The organism is Pseudomonas sp. VD-NE ins, from assembly GCF_031882575.1.
In the GTDB taxonomy this organism is placed as follows: domain Bacteria; phylum Pseudomonadota; class Gammaproteobacteria; order Pseudomonadales; family Pseudomonadaceae; genus Aquipseudomonas; species Aquipseudomonas fluorescens_BZ.
The window spans coordinates 3,600,314-3,616,109 of the sequence record NZ_CP134772.1; the positions used below are offsets into that span (position 1 = coordinate 3,600,314).

The window sequence follows — 15,796 nt, forward strand, 5'->3', positions numbered from 1 at the left end:
GTTCAGCCGCAAATCACGCTGACGGCGTTGCGCACAATCGCGGTCAGTTCTTCGCGGGATTTGCCCGCCCGCGCGCGGATCGAAATGCTGTGCAGCAGCGAAGAAGCGATCACCGCCAGCGCGGCCAAATCGCTATCGGGCTTCAGTTCGCCAGCCTCGATTGCCTTTTGCAGGCGTGCTTCCAGCTCAGCATCCAACTGGCTGAGGCGTGCCGACAGCACATTGCGGATTTCCGGGTCTTCGACCGCTTCGGTGGTCGCCGTACCGATGGCAAAGCAGCCGCGAGGCTGGCCGTCGCCCGAGAAATAAATCGCCAATTGCCCTTCATAAAAACCGCCCAGCGCCTGGGCCAGCGTCAGGCTGCTGTCGGTCAGCGCGGCCTGCATGGCGGCGTGCGCGGTGTCCCAATATTGATCGAGAGCCTTGATGTACAGCGCGTGTTTATCGCCAAACGCGGCATACAGGCTCGGCCGGTTCATCCCTGCCGCCGTGGCGATGCTGTCCAGCGAAGCACCGGAATAACCGGTATTCCAGAACACACCGAGGGCCTGTTGCAGCGCCGTGTGCGGGTCATACGCACGAGGGCGGCCGCGGCCTTTTCCTTCTGTCGTTTTATTTTGTGCCATGTCGTACAAATTCCTTGCAAGGATGAGAAGTCGCTCATATTCTTACACCATCGCACAAAATTAAGGAACCAGAAATTCCTTGGTCAGCAGCTTTGTTATGGCGCAGCCCCAATGGGCTGTGGCAACGACGAACAGCGGTAAGGAGCGATCCTCCCCCACCGCGCACGGATTTGATTTTTCGCAGCCATTAATCACGTCGCGGCCACAGGCGATTGCCCCGGTCGGCCCGATGTCCCGTTTGCGCTTCAGCATTTTGGATAGAGCAGATCATGACCCAGCCAATTGATCTCACCGCAGCACATGCCAGCGCCCAGCCGATCGGTGATCTGACGGACGCCCCATCGAAAAAACCGCTCAAGCAAAGATTGCGACCACTGTTGATGGCAGGCGTGCCCGCGCTGTTCGCGGTCATCGGCTACAGCCAATACCGGGCGAACGAGCCTTTCGTTTCCACCGACAACGCCTATGCCCGCGTGGCCAAGGCATCGATCAATGCGCGGGTGTCCGGGCAAGTGGTCGAGATTGCGGTGAACGACAACCAACCCGTGCGCAAAGGCCAGGTGCTGTTTCGCCTCGACCCACAGCCGTTGCAGATTGCAGTCGACCGCGCCGAAGCTCAGTTAGGCAATGCTCGCCTGCGCATCGACGGCCTCAAGGCCGGCTATCGCCAGCAGCAGGCCGAACTGCAATCGGCGCGGGCGTCGGCGGATTACGATCAGAAGGAATTCGCCCGCAAAAAAACGCTGATCGCCAGCGAGTTCGTCTCGCGGGCGGCCTATGAGCGCGCCGACACCGATCAGAAAGTCTCGCGGCAACGCATCGCTTCGATCGAGCAACAGATCGCCAGCACCGTGGTCGCCCTCAGTGGTGATCCCGACATCGCCATCGACCGACATCCGACCGTGCGCGAAGCCAAGGCGCAGCTCGACGAAGCGCAGCTCTATCTGTCCTACGCCACAGTGACCGCACCGGCCGACGGCATCGTGGCCAAGGTCGACGACTTACAAGTGGGCAATTACGTCAGCAACGGCAGCGCGGCGTTCGCATTGATTTCCGATCACGAGACCTGGATCGAAGCCAACTTCCGCGAAACCCAGCTCACCCATATGCGCCCCGGTCAGACAGCGACGATCACGCTCGATACCTACCCCAATCGCCCCTTCAAGGCCCACGTGATCAGCATGAGCCCCGGCGCCGGCGCGGACTTCGCCCTGCTGCCGCCGGAAAACGCGACCGGCAATTGGGTGAAGGTCGTGCAGCGGGTGCCGGTGCGCCTCGAACTCGACGACGCCGACCCGGCCATGCCGCTGTTCTCTGGCACCAGTGCCACGGTTGAAGTCGACACCGGCCACCGCACGCCGTGGTGGTACCCATTCAAGTCGTTGCTCAGCGCGGGGTAATTCGTGATGAACGCCATTACACGCAACAACTTGGCCGATCTGCGCGCATTGCGCTTTGTGGCGCTGCTGGCGACCTATCTGCAATCGATGAATCTGCCGCTGCCCAATGCCGCACTGCGCCTGATACAAGGCAGTCTGTCGATGACCGACGATCAGGCCGGGTGGATTTTCACGGCTTACCTGGCCGCCAGCGCGATCACCTTGCCGATCGCTCAGTGGCTCGCCGCCGCCTTCGGTTTGAAGCGGGTTTATCAGATTGCCCTGGTGCTGTTTGCCCTCGGTCTGTGGCTCGGCACGTTGGCGAGCACGCCGCTCGAGTTCATCGCCGCGCGCACTTTGCAAGGCCTGGCCAGTGGCGTATTGGCGCCGCTGTCGATGGCGATTGCCATGGAAACCCTGCCCGCTGAAAAGCGTCCTGCGTTCGGCGCGAAATGGACGGCACTGGTGCTGTTCGGCATCGTCAGCGGGCCGAGCATCGGCGGCCTGATCTGCGAGTACTTTGACTGGCGGCCGATGTTCTACCTCAGCCTGCCGCTGATCGCGTATATCTTTCTGGTGGCGACGTTGCTGCTCGCCGAGAAAAAAGCCGAGCAGCGTCCGCCATACGATTTTTTCGGTTTCGGCACCTTCACCCTCGGCATGATCGGCCTGCAGATGCTCCTCGACCGTGGCGAGCGCCTGGACTGGTTCGACTCGCTGGAAATCTGGATTGAAGCGCTGGCTGGTGCGCTCGGCTTGTACTTGTTTGTCGTGCATCGGTGGACCGCCAAGGTTCACTTCGTCAGCAAGGCGTTGCTCGGCGATCGCAACTTCGTGCTGTCGACCGTAATGTTTTTCGCCCTCGGCTTCGTCCTGCTGTCGACCATGGCGCTGACCTCGCCGATGCTCGACGAAATCATGGGCTATCCGCCGGACACCACAGGGTTCCTGACCATTCCGCGTGGCATCGGCCTGGTCGGCGCGTTCCTGCTGATGGGGCGTGCGCCGGGCTGGATCGACACACGGATGTTTATCACCGCCGGTATCGCGCTGGTGGTCTACGCCAATTGGCTGATGCTCGGCTACTCGCCGCTGATGGACTGGACGCCCGTGGCGTGGAGCGGATTCCTTCAAGGCGTCGGCCTCGGCGCGCTGATGCCGGCCCTGAGCAAGGTCGCGTTCAGCACCCTCAATCCGGCATTGCGCCCGGAAGCCACCGGCCTGTTCAACCTGATGCGCGTCTATGGCAGCACCCTCGGTGTGGCGGTGGTGCAGATCTTTTTCTTCAACAACACCCAGGCCATGCACGTCGCGCTGGTCAGCCAGCTGACGCCCTACAGCACGGCGCTGTCGACCTCGCTATCGGCGCTGGAAGGTCTGAACCACCTGGTGACCCATCAAGCCGCGTTCGTCGCGGTGATGGGCCAGTTCAAGATTCTGATGCTGGTGATGCTCGCGGTGAGCCCGCTGGTGCTGTTGCTGCGCAAACCTGCTGCGGCCAACTGATCTTTGTGGAGTCTGCAAAATGAAAACGTCTACGCGCTTCACTCGTTCTGCAATCCCCGGTGCCTTCAGTGCGTTGGCCTTGATGGTGATGCTCTCGGCCTGCACCGTCGGCCCCGATTTCCAGCGCCCGGCCACCGGCTCCTCAGCGCACTACGATGAGCAAGCCGAGCAGTCGTCCGGTGCGCAACGCTTCGACATGGGCCAAGGAATCAACGGCGATTGGTGGACCACGCTGCGCTCGCCGAAACTCGATCAAGTGATGCGCCGCGCCATCGACGGCAACCTCGAACTGGTCGCCGCCGATGCGACCCTGCGCCAGGCGGCGGCCTCCGTTGCAGCGGCGGAAGGCGCGCTGTACCCGCAAGTGGATTTTGCGGCGGCGGGCGGTCGGCAACGCACTCACAACGGACCGCAGCCGAGCGTTGCCAATGTCTACGCCATCGGCCCACGGGTGACATTCGATCTGGATGCTTTCGGCGGCATCAAACGTGAAGTCGAAGGCCAGCAGGCGTTGGCTGATTTGCACAGACACCGCTACGAAGCGGCCTACCTCACATTGACCGGCGAAGTGGCCCGACAGGCGTTACTCATCGCCTCGGCCAACGCACAGATCGCGGCGGTGCAAACGCTACTGGCCAATGACACGAAAAACCTTGATCTGGTGCGCCGCGCCCAACAGAGCGGCAGCACCACGCGCATCGATGTGTCGCTGGCCGAAACCCGCCTCGCGCAGGATCGCACCCTGTTGCCGCCCCTCGCCCAACAGCGTGATGCGGCGCGGCATGCCTTGTCGATCCTCGCTGGCAAAGGCCCGGCCGACTGGATCGCGCCGGACTTCACCCTCAACGACTTTGCCCTGCCAACGACGCTGCCGGTCAGCCTGCCCTCGGAAACCGCGCGCACCCGCCCGGACATTCTCCAGGCCGAAGCCGAATTGCACATGGCCAGCGCGGCCGTGGGGCTGGCGACGGCCAATCTCTATCCGCGCATGGAACTGTCGGCCTCGTTGGCGCAAGCCGCTTCCGGCAATGGCGGTGCCGCGCTGTGGGGCTTTGCTGCCGGGCTGACCGCGCCAATCTTCAATGGCGGCACGCTAAAAGCCGAGCGTCAGGCCGCCGTCGATGGCTACAACGCCTCACTCGCGCGTTATCAGCAAACGGTGATTCAGTCGTTCGGCCAGGTCGCGGACAGCTTGCAGGCGATCCATCACGGCGCCGAACAAAGTCTTGCGCAGGACGATGCGTTGCGCGCCGCTGACAGCAGTTTGCGACTCAACCAACAGGCTTACGCCCAAGGCGAAAACAGCGTTCTGCAAGTGCTCGAAGCCGAACGTGCCTACGAGCAAGCGTTGCTCGGGCAGATTCAGGTGAAGACCACGCGCTATCTCGACACCGTGCAGTTGTTCGTCGCGCTGGGCGGCAATGCCGTCGGCGTTTTCGAGCAAAAAATTGCCACCCGTGCAGGCAAAGAACACACACCGCTGTAACCACCGACACTGGAGAAAAACCATGACCTACGAAGCCTTTCACGATGCGCTTCGCGACACCCGCTGGCCGCTGAACAACGGTGCAGGCTCGATGCCGGCCGTTGGCTTTGGCACGTTATTCCGCAATTTGAGCACCACCACCGAAGCGGTCAAATGCGCGCTGGAAGTGGGTTTCCGCCACTTCGACTGCGCCGAACGTTATCGCAACGAAGCGCAGATCGGCGTGGCGTTTCAGCAGGTTTTCGCTGCCGGCCGGATTCGTCGCGAAGACGTGTTCATCACCACCAAACTGTGGAACACCAACCACCGGCCCGAGCGCGTCAAGCCGGCCTTCGAGGCGAGCTGTCAGCGTCTGCAAACCGACTACATCGATTGCTACCTGATCCACACGCCGTTTGCTTTTCAGGCGGGAGATGATCAGGACCCACGGGACGTGTTCGGCCATGTCATCTACGATGGCGAGGTCACTTTGCTCGACACCTGGCGTGCGCTGGAAAGTCTGGTGGATGAAGGTCGCTGCAAGTCCATCGGTTTGTCGGACATTACTTTGGAAGCGCTGAAAGAGATCGTCGCACACGCCCGGATCAAACCGGCCGTGGTGCAGATCGAGTCGCACCCGTACCTGCCGGAATGGGACATGCTTGAGTTCTGCCAACAGCACGGCATCATCCTTCTGGCGTTCGCGCCGTTGGGCCACGGGATGGCGCCGAACGTGCTGGAGGATGTGGTGCTGAGCGGGATTGCCCGGCATGTGCGAAAGACCCCGGCGCAAGTGGCACTGGCGTGGGCGGTGCAGCGTGGCACGGCGTTTCTGACGACCTCGGCGACGCCAGCGCATATTCAGGAGAATTTTGAGATCGCGACATTGCCGCAGCGGGCGATGCGTGAGATCAAGGAAGACATCAGCACGCGGATCCGTTTCAATTCGGTGGTGGAAACCGGGGTGCCGGGGTTTATTGCGCGGCGTCCGGCTTGAGGTTGATGGTGTGACGCACAGCGCAACCCTCACCCCCCGCCCTCTCCCGGAGGGAGAGGGAGCCTGATTGGGGGATGTTCAAGTGATGTGAACATCCAGAATGCTTTGTCGAATCCATAATCGCCAAGGTCTTTCAGGTCGGCGGATAACGCGAGACACCCCGGTCAGTCCCCTCTCCCTCGGGGAGAGGGTTAGGGTGAGGGACGCTCATGCGTCGAATCCATAATCGCCAAGGCCTTTCAGGTCGGCGGACAGCGCAAGACACCCCGGTCAGTCCCCTCTCCCTCGGGGAGAGGGTTAGGGTGAGGGACGCTCATGCGTCGAATCCATAATCGCCAAGGCCTTTCAGGTCGGCGGATAACGCGAGACACCTCGGTCAGTCCCCTCTCCCTCCGGGAGAGGGTTAGGGTGAGGGGCCGCCATTAAAAGCGAACACCGACTCACCAACACCACACAACCCACCATAAGGCGGAACAACGATGGACGTTTTCCAGAGCATGCGTTTCTTCGTCGCCGTCGTGCAAAGCGGCAGCTTTACGGCGGCCGCCGAGTTGCTCGACACCACCACAACCAACGTGTCCAAAGCCGTGTCTGCCCTTGAAGCCCGCCTGCACACGCGCCTGATCAACCGCACCACCCGCCGCCTCGCCCTGACCGAAGCCGGCCTGCGCTACCTGCAACGCTGCGAACGCATACTCGACGATGTCCGCGAGGCCGACGAGGAAGCCGGCACCGCACAAACCCTGCCCGTGGGCCGCTTGAAAATCCACGCGATGTCAGCCATCGGCAACCACTACGTGATCGACGCCATCGCCCGCTATCGAGAAATTCATCCCACGGTGATGTTCGACCTGACCCTGACCAACCGCGTGCCCGATCTGCTCGAAGAAGGCTACGACATGTCCATCGTACTGGCCCGCGAACTGCCTGATTCCGGCTTCGTCGCGCAACGTCTGGGCATCACCTACAGCATTCTCTGCGCCTCGCCGGCCTACCTGGAAAAACGCGGCACACCACACTCGCCCGCTGCCCTGAACGAACATGAGTGCTTGCGCATCGTCAACACGGTGATGCCGGTGGAACACTGGACGTTCGAGGGGCCGCAAGGCCTGGAGACCATCACCATTCCGGTGTCACCCTTCCACATCAACACCGCCGACGGCATGACCATCGCGATCAGAAAAGGCATGGGCATCGGTATTCAGCCAATAGCATCGGCCGTGGATGGTCTACGGGCGGGGACGTTGGTGCGGGTGTTACCGGAGTACCGGCTGGAGGAGTTGAACCTGTTCGCGATCTATCCGTCGCGCAAGTTCGTTGATGCGAAAACCAAAACCTGGGTGGATTTTCTCAAGCAGTCGATCCCGGAGTTACTGGCATCGGATGAGCATATCGCGGGTGCAAGAAGAGACTGAGTGCAGCAGACAAGGAGTGTCGACCCTCCCTTCTCTGCAGTGAATCAACTGGAGCAGCCAGTGCCCATGACCTGGTATTGCAGAACATGGCGCTCGCCATGGGAGTCTTCATAAGTCATCTGAACCGGCACCGGCGCGCATTCATTGGCCGGCTCGGTGATCGAGATCACGTGCTCGATGTCGAGTTTGGTCGAGTAGGCATAGGTTTCGACCGGCAGGTTTTGCGTCGGCGCTGAATCCGCATAGGCCTGTGCGCCCAGACTGCCAAGCAGTAACGCCATTGCGATTTTCATTGTGTTCATGAGGTTCACCGTCTCGTTGAGTGGGCCGCTTCAGCGTGATTGCTGGCGGCTTGAGAACGATGCTAGGGAATGACGGTGGCGGGAAAAATCGGGCGCTGGGACAAACACTGTTGCCAAATCGGAGGTGAATGGCAGCATACGTATCAGCAGGGTTTGCGGCTGTGTGATCCGAAGTAAGGCGCAAGAACCCTCCTCGAACGGAGAGAAGTCTTTGAAGTGCAAACCCGCAAAGCCGCCATTCAATGGCAGAATCCCCTGACCCTGATGATTTCGGAGACCACAATGCTGCGCGTGTTTGAACAACGGCTCGACCCCTTCCCCCCCGACGAAGCGCCCCCTCCGCCCGTTGGCCTGATGCGGTTCCTGTGGGCCTGCACGCGCGGTGCACGCGGTTATATTCTCGCACTGGCGCTGCTCAGTGCCGGCGTGTCGATCTACGAAGCGTGGCTGTTTTCCTTTCTCGGCCAAGTCGTCGATCTGCTCTCGACATGGCAGGCCGGCGGCGGGGTCAACGCGCAAGAGAGTCGCATGCTGTGGGGCATCGGCATCGTGCTGTTCATCAGCATCGGGCTGGTGGCGCTGCGCACCATGGTCCAGCACCAGGTCCTCGCGATCAATCTGCCGTTGAGGCTGCGCTGGGACTTCCATCGACTGATGCTGCGGCAAAGCCTTTCATTCTTCTCCGATGAGTTCTCCGGGCGGGTCACGACCAAGGTCATGCAGACCGCATTGGCGGTGCGCGAAGTCTTGTTCACGCTCATCGAAATCGCCCCCGGCATCGGCGTTTACTTCATTGCGATCATCGCTCTGGCTGGCGGCTTTGCCTTGAAACTGATGCTGCCGTTCATTATCTGGGTCGCGTTGTTCGGGCTGGCCATGGTGTATTTTGTGCCGCGCCTGGGCCAAGTCGGCCAGGAACAGGCCGATGCGCGATCATCGATGACCGGGCGCATTGCCGACGCCTACACCAACATCACCACGGTGAAACTGTTCTCGCATTCCAAACGTGAAGCGCACTTCGCCCGCGCGGCGATGGAGGATTTCAAGCTCACCGGTTTCCGCCAGATGCGTCTGGTCAGTCAGTTCGAGATCGTCAATCAGGCGCTGGTGGTCGGGCTGATTATCGGCGCCGGCGGCTATGCCCTGTGGCTGTGGCATCTGGGCCAGGTCGGCACCGGCGCGGTGGCGGCGATCACCGCGATGGCGCTGCGCATCAACGGCATGTCGCACTGGATCATGTGGCAGATGACGTCGCTGTTCGAAAACATCGGCACCGTGCAGGACGGCATGGCCACCCTCACCCGCGGCCCTAAAGTGCAGGACACACCGAACGCCACTGTGTTGGTGCCGGCGGGCGGCGCGGTGACGTTCGACAAGGTCAATTTCAACTACAACGGCGAACGTCAGGTCCTCGACAATTTGAGTTTGAACATCCACGCCGGCGAGAAAATCGGCCTGGTCGGACGTTCTGGTGCGGGCAAGTCGACGCTGATCAACTTGCTGCTGCGCTTCTATGACGTCGACAGCGGCGAGATTCGCATCGACGGCCAGAACATCGCGCACGTGACCCAAGACAGTCTGCGCAGCGCCATCGGCATGGTCACCCAGGACACGTCCCTGCTGCACCGCTCGATACGCGACAACATCGCCTACGGCCGCCCGGACGCCACCGACGAAGATATCCGCCGCGCCGCCGCCAATGCGCAGGCCGACGGTTTCATCAGCCAACTCAGCGACAAGCAAGGTCACAGCGGCTACGACACACTGGTCGGCGAGCGCGGCATCAAGCTTTCGGGCGGCCAGCGCCAGCGCATCGCCATTGCGCGGGTGATGCTGAAGAACGCGCCGATCCTGCTGCTCGACGAAGCCACCAGTGCGCTGGACTCTGAAGTCGAAGTGGCCATTCAGGAAAGTCTTGATGAAATGATGCAGGGTAAGACCGTCATCGCTATTGCCCATCGCTTGTCTACGATTGCGGCGATGGATCGACTGATTGTCATGGATGAGGGGCGGATTATCGAGCAAGGGACTCATGCTGAATTGCTCAGCAGGAACGGCATCTATGCACGGCTCTGGCAGCATCAGAGTGGCGGGTTTCTGGGTGAGGATCAGGGCGTGGCGACGGCGATGGATCAGGCTTGAGGGGATTGATTCGGGAGCTGACTTCTTTGTCATCGACGATGACCATGGACGACGGTGTTTACAGCGTTCCTAACTGCGCAGGAAAGATGCTCCGGCGGCTCTTTCGAACTTTCTTTGCCCAAATGAACAAGTTAGTACTGGAGTCCGACGCACCGCTATTCATCGATTACGGATTCGGTGCAGCAAACGGTCGCGAGCGGACTTGCCGAAGCCCGCCTTCGACCGCTAACCATTCAGTTGCTGCAGCAAGCGATCTGCTAGACCGAACAATAACATTCAAGTATTGGCGCTCAACTCCTTTTCCAACTGTTCTACGAACTTTGAGCATTCACTAACAACTATCTCGACCGACTCAGCAGTCAAATCATGAAAATCACCAGCTTTCGTTTTACCGGCACGATGAACCAGATCGTGTCGAATCAATACACTTTTAAACACTTCTGTGAAAACAGGAAAATCAACCCCAAATGTCTCCCTGTACATACCACTTACTTTTGGTAAGTTATGGTACAGAACGCTTTTCATTGACTCAATTGCTTTCGCCTCTATCCCTTCATGCACCTTGAATAATTCAGCAATAACAAATTTTTCTTGACCATATTCAATGAAGCTCTCAACGAAGGCCCGGAGATTCCCCTTATTACCTTGAACGAGTGATATAAACCGGTCGCACAGATATGTCTCCAAAGAGGTAATAACATTCGCATAAAGCATGTACGCCATTTGTTTTTGCAAGCTTTTACCATCATCCAACTTAATACCATTGAGCTCAATGACATTTTGCATACTGCTTGTAAATGTCATAAAGACATCATGTTCTGATAATACCTTACCACCAGAGAACTTGTTTTCAATAAGTTCTAGTATGCGTTGCTCTATGAGCGAAGGTCGATTTAATTGCAATACGGATATCGTTACCTCTCCCTGTTCCGTTAACCCTTCCAAGTATCCGTTTTCATTTTGCTTTATGTGCTTTGAAAAATCATCATGCAACGGATTTAGTAGTAACGGCCGCCCGTCATCAGCAATAGGAAATCTCGCGCCCTTAATCATGTTGCATGCTCGACACGCTATAAGCATATTGCTTTTATCAAGAGCCAGATGCGGGTAGGTGGACTTTGGATAGAAGTGCTCGATATCCGCCATTAACGGATCGTAAAGTTTGACTCCGCAGTAAGCACACTGGTGCTTGAATTTCTCTAAAATCTCAGGCTTTAACGCTCTAAAGTTACGACTCATTTTATTATGCCTCTGGGAAAAAACGTTGGCAGATCTACTTTCGAAAACCTGTCCGACAACCTTAAAAGCCGCGTTAAAAATGCAGCAATTCATTTATGCAGCACAGCGCAATAAAAATCCGAAAGTCACCTATATGATTCTAGAGTTCTACATTATTTATAAAGTCATCCACATAGTAAATTTTTGTTTTTACTTGGAAGGCACGATAGATAATCTTGGCTTTCGCAACTGACTTTTTATCCCCGCAAATAAAATATGAGCACTTGGAAGCTATATATACATGCAATGCATCGGTAAACATGTTATTCAGGTTGTTTTTCTTTTCAATTTTTTCTTTAAAGACGGGAAAGAAATCGAGAATTCCGTAGGCGATCGTGAATTTATCCTCTTCACTAATCGTATCTATTGAACGACCGTCAACACTAAGAAAAGATTGAAAAATAGAGATAAAATTCCGCTCAATCTCCTCTGGCGTCGAAAGTAAGTAACTATATATTGGCCATTCTCTTATTTCTTCAGCGGCCGGGTGGTTTAATCTGACGACTTCAATGAGTGAGTTCCTAAAACCTCTCTGGAGCTTGTGATCTGCGAGGCCATTTTCCTGAAGGTGATCTACGAAGCTTTCAAGTAGCTCCGGAGACATTACTCCGTGGAAACGCTCTAAGAAAGGAACCAGAACATTTTCACCGGAAAGTTTGGCCACATCAACTATATAGGACTGAAACTCGAATTTGAAACCTTTCAGCTCCGGTGTGTTTTTTTGATCCGCCTCCATTGCCTCATACACTAATCCGGGTGGCATTTTATCCACGCAGAATCCTGAGCCATTTTTATGCTGACCTATACACCATTTCCCCGTAATTATTTCCAACTGCTCAAGGTCGTTCTTGATATAGCTCGCGTTAGAGCATCTCAACAAATCACTAATGTGAGCATGAGAGTATGGCGTCAAGTATCCCTTATTCCTTCCAGCGTTCAAATTCTCTACAAGACGAGAGCTTTTTCTGTCTTGAATGATGTCCTGAAAAATATTCCAGTCCGAGTATATTGCTTTTATATTGCCTGCATTGGTAGCCACCCAGCACTTCCTTGTATAATTTGATTTTTATTTATCATGAATCGGACTGATATAAAATCGATAGGCGTGAGTTTCTAATCACACTAATAATCAACTTGATAAATTCAGTATTTATATATTACCTTGTTCTCGGCGAGCCCCCTCAATAAAGATTTCAAAATTGATATCATACCTACGGACATGGCGATGTGCCAGCACCATCCGATTCTGACCGAAAACCTCATTCGTAAATGGCTGCTTTCGGCCAGAGGCAGGTATTCACAGCAATTCGAGAACACTCACCCGCGGAGCATCATGACGGCGGTCTATTGCCTAACAACGTCTTGATGAGTCCGGCACTTTCAACCCACCGGCACCGCAAACACCGCACTGGCCCGCGCAACGTTTCGCTCCCCGACATGCAAACTGACAGCAGCAAACGCCAGTTGCCGGCCTTTTTTTGAGTACTCCAGACGCACTTCCAGCCACTCATTCATTTTCACCGCGCCGAGATAATCCAGCGTCATGCTCGCCGTGATCAATGGCTGCGGAGGGTCGCTGGAAAACGCCATGGCATAACCCATCCCGACATCGGCCAATGTCGCCAATACACCACCATGCAAGGTGCCACGGCCATTGGCATGGCGTGAGTCAGTCAATAAACCCAGTTCCAGTTGCAACCCGCTGCCCCTGGCGTAGATCGGGCCCAGTAAATCCAGCAACGGACTGCTGCGGGTAAATGGGGCGAAACCTTCGGGAATTGCGCTGGCGTCCATGATTCCTCCTGGTGCCGGTGACTCACCGGCTTCATTGACCTGAACAGGAGGGTTTATGGGCAATCGCCTGATGGCGCAAGAACTATACGGATGCGGAATCTGCAGTGATAACCCGTCCCGAGCGATCAGCCCGTCGACGCCAGATCCGTGCGCTCCATCATCCGAACGCTGGCAAACGTCGATTCGTTGCGTGCCTGATCGAGCGTTGTTATCGGTTTGGTCACTGACGGCGGCGATACCAATTTACGGCTCATCTCAGAACCGGAGCGCTCGTCGCTCGGCGGCACGCCAAAGTGCTCGCGATAGCATTTGGAGAAATGCGGAGTGGAGACGAAACCGCAGACATATGCCAGCTCAACGATCGACAAGGACGTCTGCTTGAGTAGTTGCCGCGCTCGAATCAGCCGCAACCTCAAATAGTAACGCGACGGCGTGCATTGCAGGTATTTCTGAAACAGCCGCTCCAGCTGTCGCCGTGACAGGTCGACGTATTCGGCCAGATTATCCAGGTCGATCGGTTCCTCGAGATTGGCCTCCATCAACGCCACCACTTCTTGCAGTTTGGGCTGATGCGTACCGACCACGTGCTTGAGCGGCACGCGCTGCTGGTCCTGTTCGTTGCGGATGCGCTCGTAGACAAACATTTCGGAGATGGCGCTGGCCAGTTCACGACCATGATCACGAGCAATCAGGTGCAGCATCATGTCCAGCGGTGCGGTGCCGCCGGAGCTGGTGAAGCGGTTGCGGTCGAGGGTAAACAGACTGGTGCTGACATTGACGCGCGGAAAAGCCTCCTGCATGGCCGCGAGAAATTCCCAGTGCACGCTGCACTCGTAGCCGTCGAGCAACCCGGCTTTGGCGAGCGCCCAGCTACCGGTGCACACTCCGCCCAAGCGTTTCGATTGACGCGCCAACGCTTGTAGCCAAACCGTGTGTTCGCGGGTGATTGCGCTCTGGATGCCGACACCACCGCAGACGATAACCGTGTCCGCCACGGAGGGATTGCTCCACGATCCATCCGGGGTGATCGGCACACCGTCGCTGGCCCAGACCGCCGCGCCATTGGGGCTGAACGTATGCCAGCGATACAGCGTCCGCCCTGTCAGTTGATTGGCCATGCGCAATGGCTCGACGGCGGACGCCAGCGACATAAGCGTGAATTTATCCAACAGCAGAAAGCCAACGGATTGAGTCGTAGCGTCGGCCACGGTGGGGGTCGATGACATCATGTCCTCTTCAGAGTCGGGCTGCGACACAAGCGTCTGGCATTCCCCCGCGCGTTTCGCGAGGGGATTATCAGGTTCGGCGCAACCGCCTACCCCACCGACGTGACCCTCGCCGCTGGCGCAGGATGACGCGACGTCAAAAGACCAATAAAGGAAATCGCCAGCGCCAGGCCAATAGTTGTGGTGACCTCGGTGCGATGTTCCGGAGTGATCATCATCACCGCCAGCGCGGCGCAGATGAATACGATCACCAGCCACGTCAGCCAGGGAAACAGCCACATGCGAAAGGTCAGTTCGACGTTGCGCTGTTGCAAAATCCGCCGCATGCGCAACTGCGATACCGCGATGGCGAGGTACACCAGCAAGGCAATCGCGCCGGAACTGGCCAGCAGGAATTGAAACAGCCCGGCGGGCATGAAATAGCTCCACACGGTAATCGACGCACCGATCACCGTGCTGGCGATAACCGCGGCGCGCGGCACACCTTCCGAGGAGGTCGCCTTGAGCATCTTCGGCGCATCGCCACGGCGCCCGAGCGAATACAACATGCGCGAGGCAATGTAGATCGAGGAGTTCATGCAACTGGCCACGGCGATCAAGACGACGACGTCGACCATGAACTTGGCATGGGGAATGTTCATGATTTCCAGGGCGCGCTGATAAGAGCCGACCGAGGCCAGCAACGGATCATCCCAGGGCACCACGGAGATCACCACGAAGATCGACAGCAGGTAAAACACGCCGATACGCCAGATCACCGAGCGCGTGGCCTTGGCAATGTTGCGCGACGGGTCATTCGACTCGGCAGCGGCGATGGTCACCGCCTCAGTACCAATGAAACTGAACATGATGGTGATGAACGCGCCGACCACCGCCGACAATCCGTTGGGCGCGAACCCGCCGTGCTCGGCCATCAACCCGCTCAACCCACTGACTTCTCTGTCGGGAATCCAGCCCATCAACACGGCAAAACCAACGCCGATAAAACCAATGATCGCCACGACCTTGGCCATGGCGAACCAGAACTCGAATTCACCGTACTTGGACACGCTGAACAGGTTGGTCACTACCAGCGCAATGATCGAGCCCAACGCGAACAACCAGGCATCGACCTGCGGAAACCATTGGTTCAGCACATGCCCGGCGGCGAGCGCTTCGATAGGAATCACCAGAACCCAGAACCACCAGTAGAGCCAGCCAATGGTGAAGCCGGCCCAGCGCCCGATGGCCTGGTCGGCATAGGTCGAGAACGAGCCGGTGTCCGGATTGGCCACCGCCATCTCACCGAGCATGCGCATGACCAGCACGACGAGCAAACCCGAAAACAGATAAGCCAGCAGAACCGCTGGCCCCGCTGCGGCAATGGCGTGCCCTGAGCCTACGAACAATCCGGCGCCGATAATCCCGGCAATGGACAGCATGGTGACGTGACGAGGCTTGAAGCCCTGCGCCAATTGGCTACTCGAATCCATGGAGTTCGGGCTGATCATTGGTTTTTTTATTCTCTGCTAAACGACATTTAAGCAAGTTGACTGGGCAAACGAGCACGATCGTTGCCTGCTGAACCCCCCGAAAGAAGTCCTTCCAACCGCCGCAGTTCTTATCAACCCCATGATCTGGATGGGATTATTTTGACGTGAAGACGCGTCACCTTACCCGGCCTGCC

At 57.5% G+C, this 15,796-nt stretch carries 13 protein-coding genes; 6 read left to right on the top strand and 7 right to left on the bottom strand.

Annotated elements, in window-relative coordinates:
• Positions 1–2 precede the first annotated feature (2 nt).
• Complete coding sequence (locus RMV17_RS16115; protein ID WP_311881127.1) at positions 3–626, bottom strand: TetR/AcrR family transcriptional regulator; 624 nt, start codon at positions 624–626, stop codon at positions 3–5.
• A 269-nt stretch (positions 627–895) separates the two neighbouring features.
• Between RMV17_RS16115 and RMV17_RS16120 the strand changes: the two genes are divergently transcribed.
• From RMV17_RS16120 to RMV17_RS16140, 5 genes are all read left to right on the top strand, one after another.
• Positions 896–2,026 carry an HlyD family secretion protein gene (locus RMV17_RS16120; RefSeq protein WP_311881128.1) on the top strand — a complete coding sequence of 377 codons (1,131 nt, stop codon included), beginning with the start codon at positions 896–898 and terminating at the stop codon, positions 2,024–2,026.
• Between the two features lie 6 nt (positions 2,027–2,032).
• The gene (locus RMV17_RS16125; RefSeq protein ID WP_311881132.1) at positions 2,033–3,511 is read left to right on the top strand and encodes a DHA2 family efflux MFS transporter permease subunit; all 1,479 of its coding nucleotides are present in this window, start codon (positions 2,033–2,035) and stop codon (positions 3,509–3,511) included.
• 19 nt (positions 3,512–3,530) lie between these two features.
• Entirely contained in the window at positions 3,531–4,997 is a 1,467-nt protein-coding gene (locus RMV17_RS16130) for an efflux transporter outer membrane subunit (RefSeq protein WP_311881134.1), read from the top strand.
• A 22-nt stretch (positions 4,998–5,019) separates the two neighbouring features.
• Positions 5,020–5,973, top strand: a complete 954-nt coding sequence (locus RMV17_RS16135) for an aldo/keto reductase (RefSeq protein ID WP_311881136.1) — start codon at positions 5,020–5,022, stop codon at positions 5,971–5,973.
• Positions 5,974–6,452: 479 nt separating this feature from the next.
• Entirely contained in the window at positions 6,453–7,388 is a 936-nt protein-coding gene (locus RMV17_RS16140) for a LysR family transcriptional regulator (protein ID WP_311881137.1), read from the top strand.
• A gap of 44 nt (positions 7,389–7,432) precedes the next feature.
• On the opposite strand, the gene RMV17_RS16145 is transcribed toward RMV17_RS16140, so the two are convergent.
• The gene (locus tag RMV17_RS16145) at positions 7,433–7,690 is read right to left on the bottom strand and encodes a DUF2790 domain-containing protein (protein ID WP_311881139.1); all 258 of its coding nucleotides are present in this window, start codon (positions 7,688–7,690) and stop codon (positions 7,433–7,435) included.
• A 282-nt stretch (positions 7,691–7,972) separates the two neighbouring features.
• Between RMV17_RS16145 and RMV17_RS16150 the strand changes: the two genes are divergently transcribed.
• Complete coding sequence (locus RMV17_RS16150) at positions 7,973–9,832, top strand: ABC transporter ATP-binding protein (RefSeq protein ID WP_311887058.1); 1,860 nt, start codon at positions 7,973–7,975, stop codon at positions 9,830–9,832.
• A gap of 276 nt (positions 9,833–10,108) precedes the next feature.
• Here the strand turns inward: RMV17_RS16150 and RMV17_RS16155 are convergent, their stop codons facing one another.
• The 5 genes from RMV17_RS16155 to gabP all read right to left on the bottom strand — a co-directional run bounded on the left by RMV17_RS16155 (position 10,109) and on the right by gabP (position 15,620).
• The gene (locus RMV17_RS16155; RefSeq protein ID WP_311881141.1) at positions 10,109–11,071 is read right to left on the bottom strand and encodes an HNH endonuclease; all 963 of its coding nucleotides are present in this window, start codon (positions 11,069–11,071) and stop codon (positions 10,109–10,111) included.
• Between the two features lie 139 nt (positions 11,072–11,210).
• Entirely contained in the window at positions 11,211–12,149 is a 939-nt protein-coding gene (locus tag RMV17_RS16160; protein ID WP_311881142.1) for a hypothetical protein, read from the bottom strand.
• 341 nt (positions 12,150–12,490) lie between these two features.
• The gene (locus RMV17_RS16165) at positions 12,491–12,904 is read right to left on the bottom strand and encodes a PaaI family thioesterase (RefSeq protein WP_311881144.1); all 414 of its coding nucleotides are present in this window, start codon (positions 12,902–12,904) and stop codon (positions 12,491–12,493) included.
• Between the two features lie 125 nt (positions 12,905–13,029).
• A complete protein-coding gene (locus RMV17_RS16170) occupies positions 13,030–14,130 on the bottom strand; it encodes a GlxA family transcriptional regulator (protein WP_311881145.1) in 1,101 nt (366 codons plus the stop codon).
• Positions 14,131–14,219: 89 nt separating this feature from the next.
• Complete coding sequence (gene gabP, locus RMV17_RS16175) at positions 14,220–15,620, bottom strand: GABA permease (protein ID WP_311881146.1); 1,401 nt, start codon at positions 15,618–15,620, stop codon at positions 14,220–14,222.
• Between the last annotated feature and the right edge of the window lie 176 nt (positions 15,621–15,796).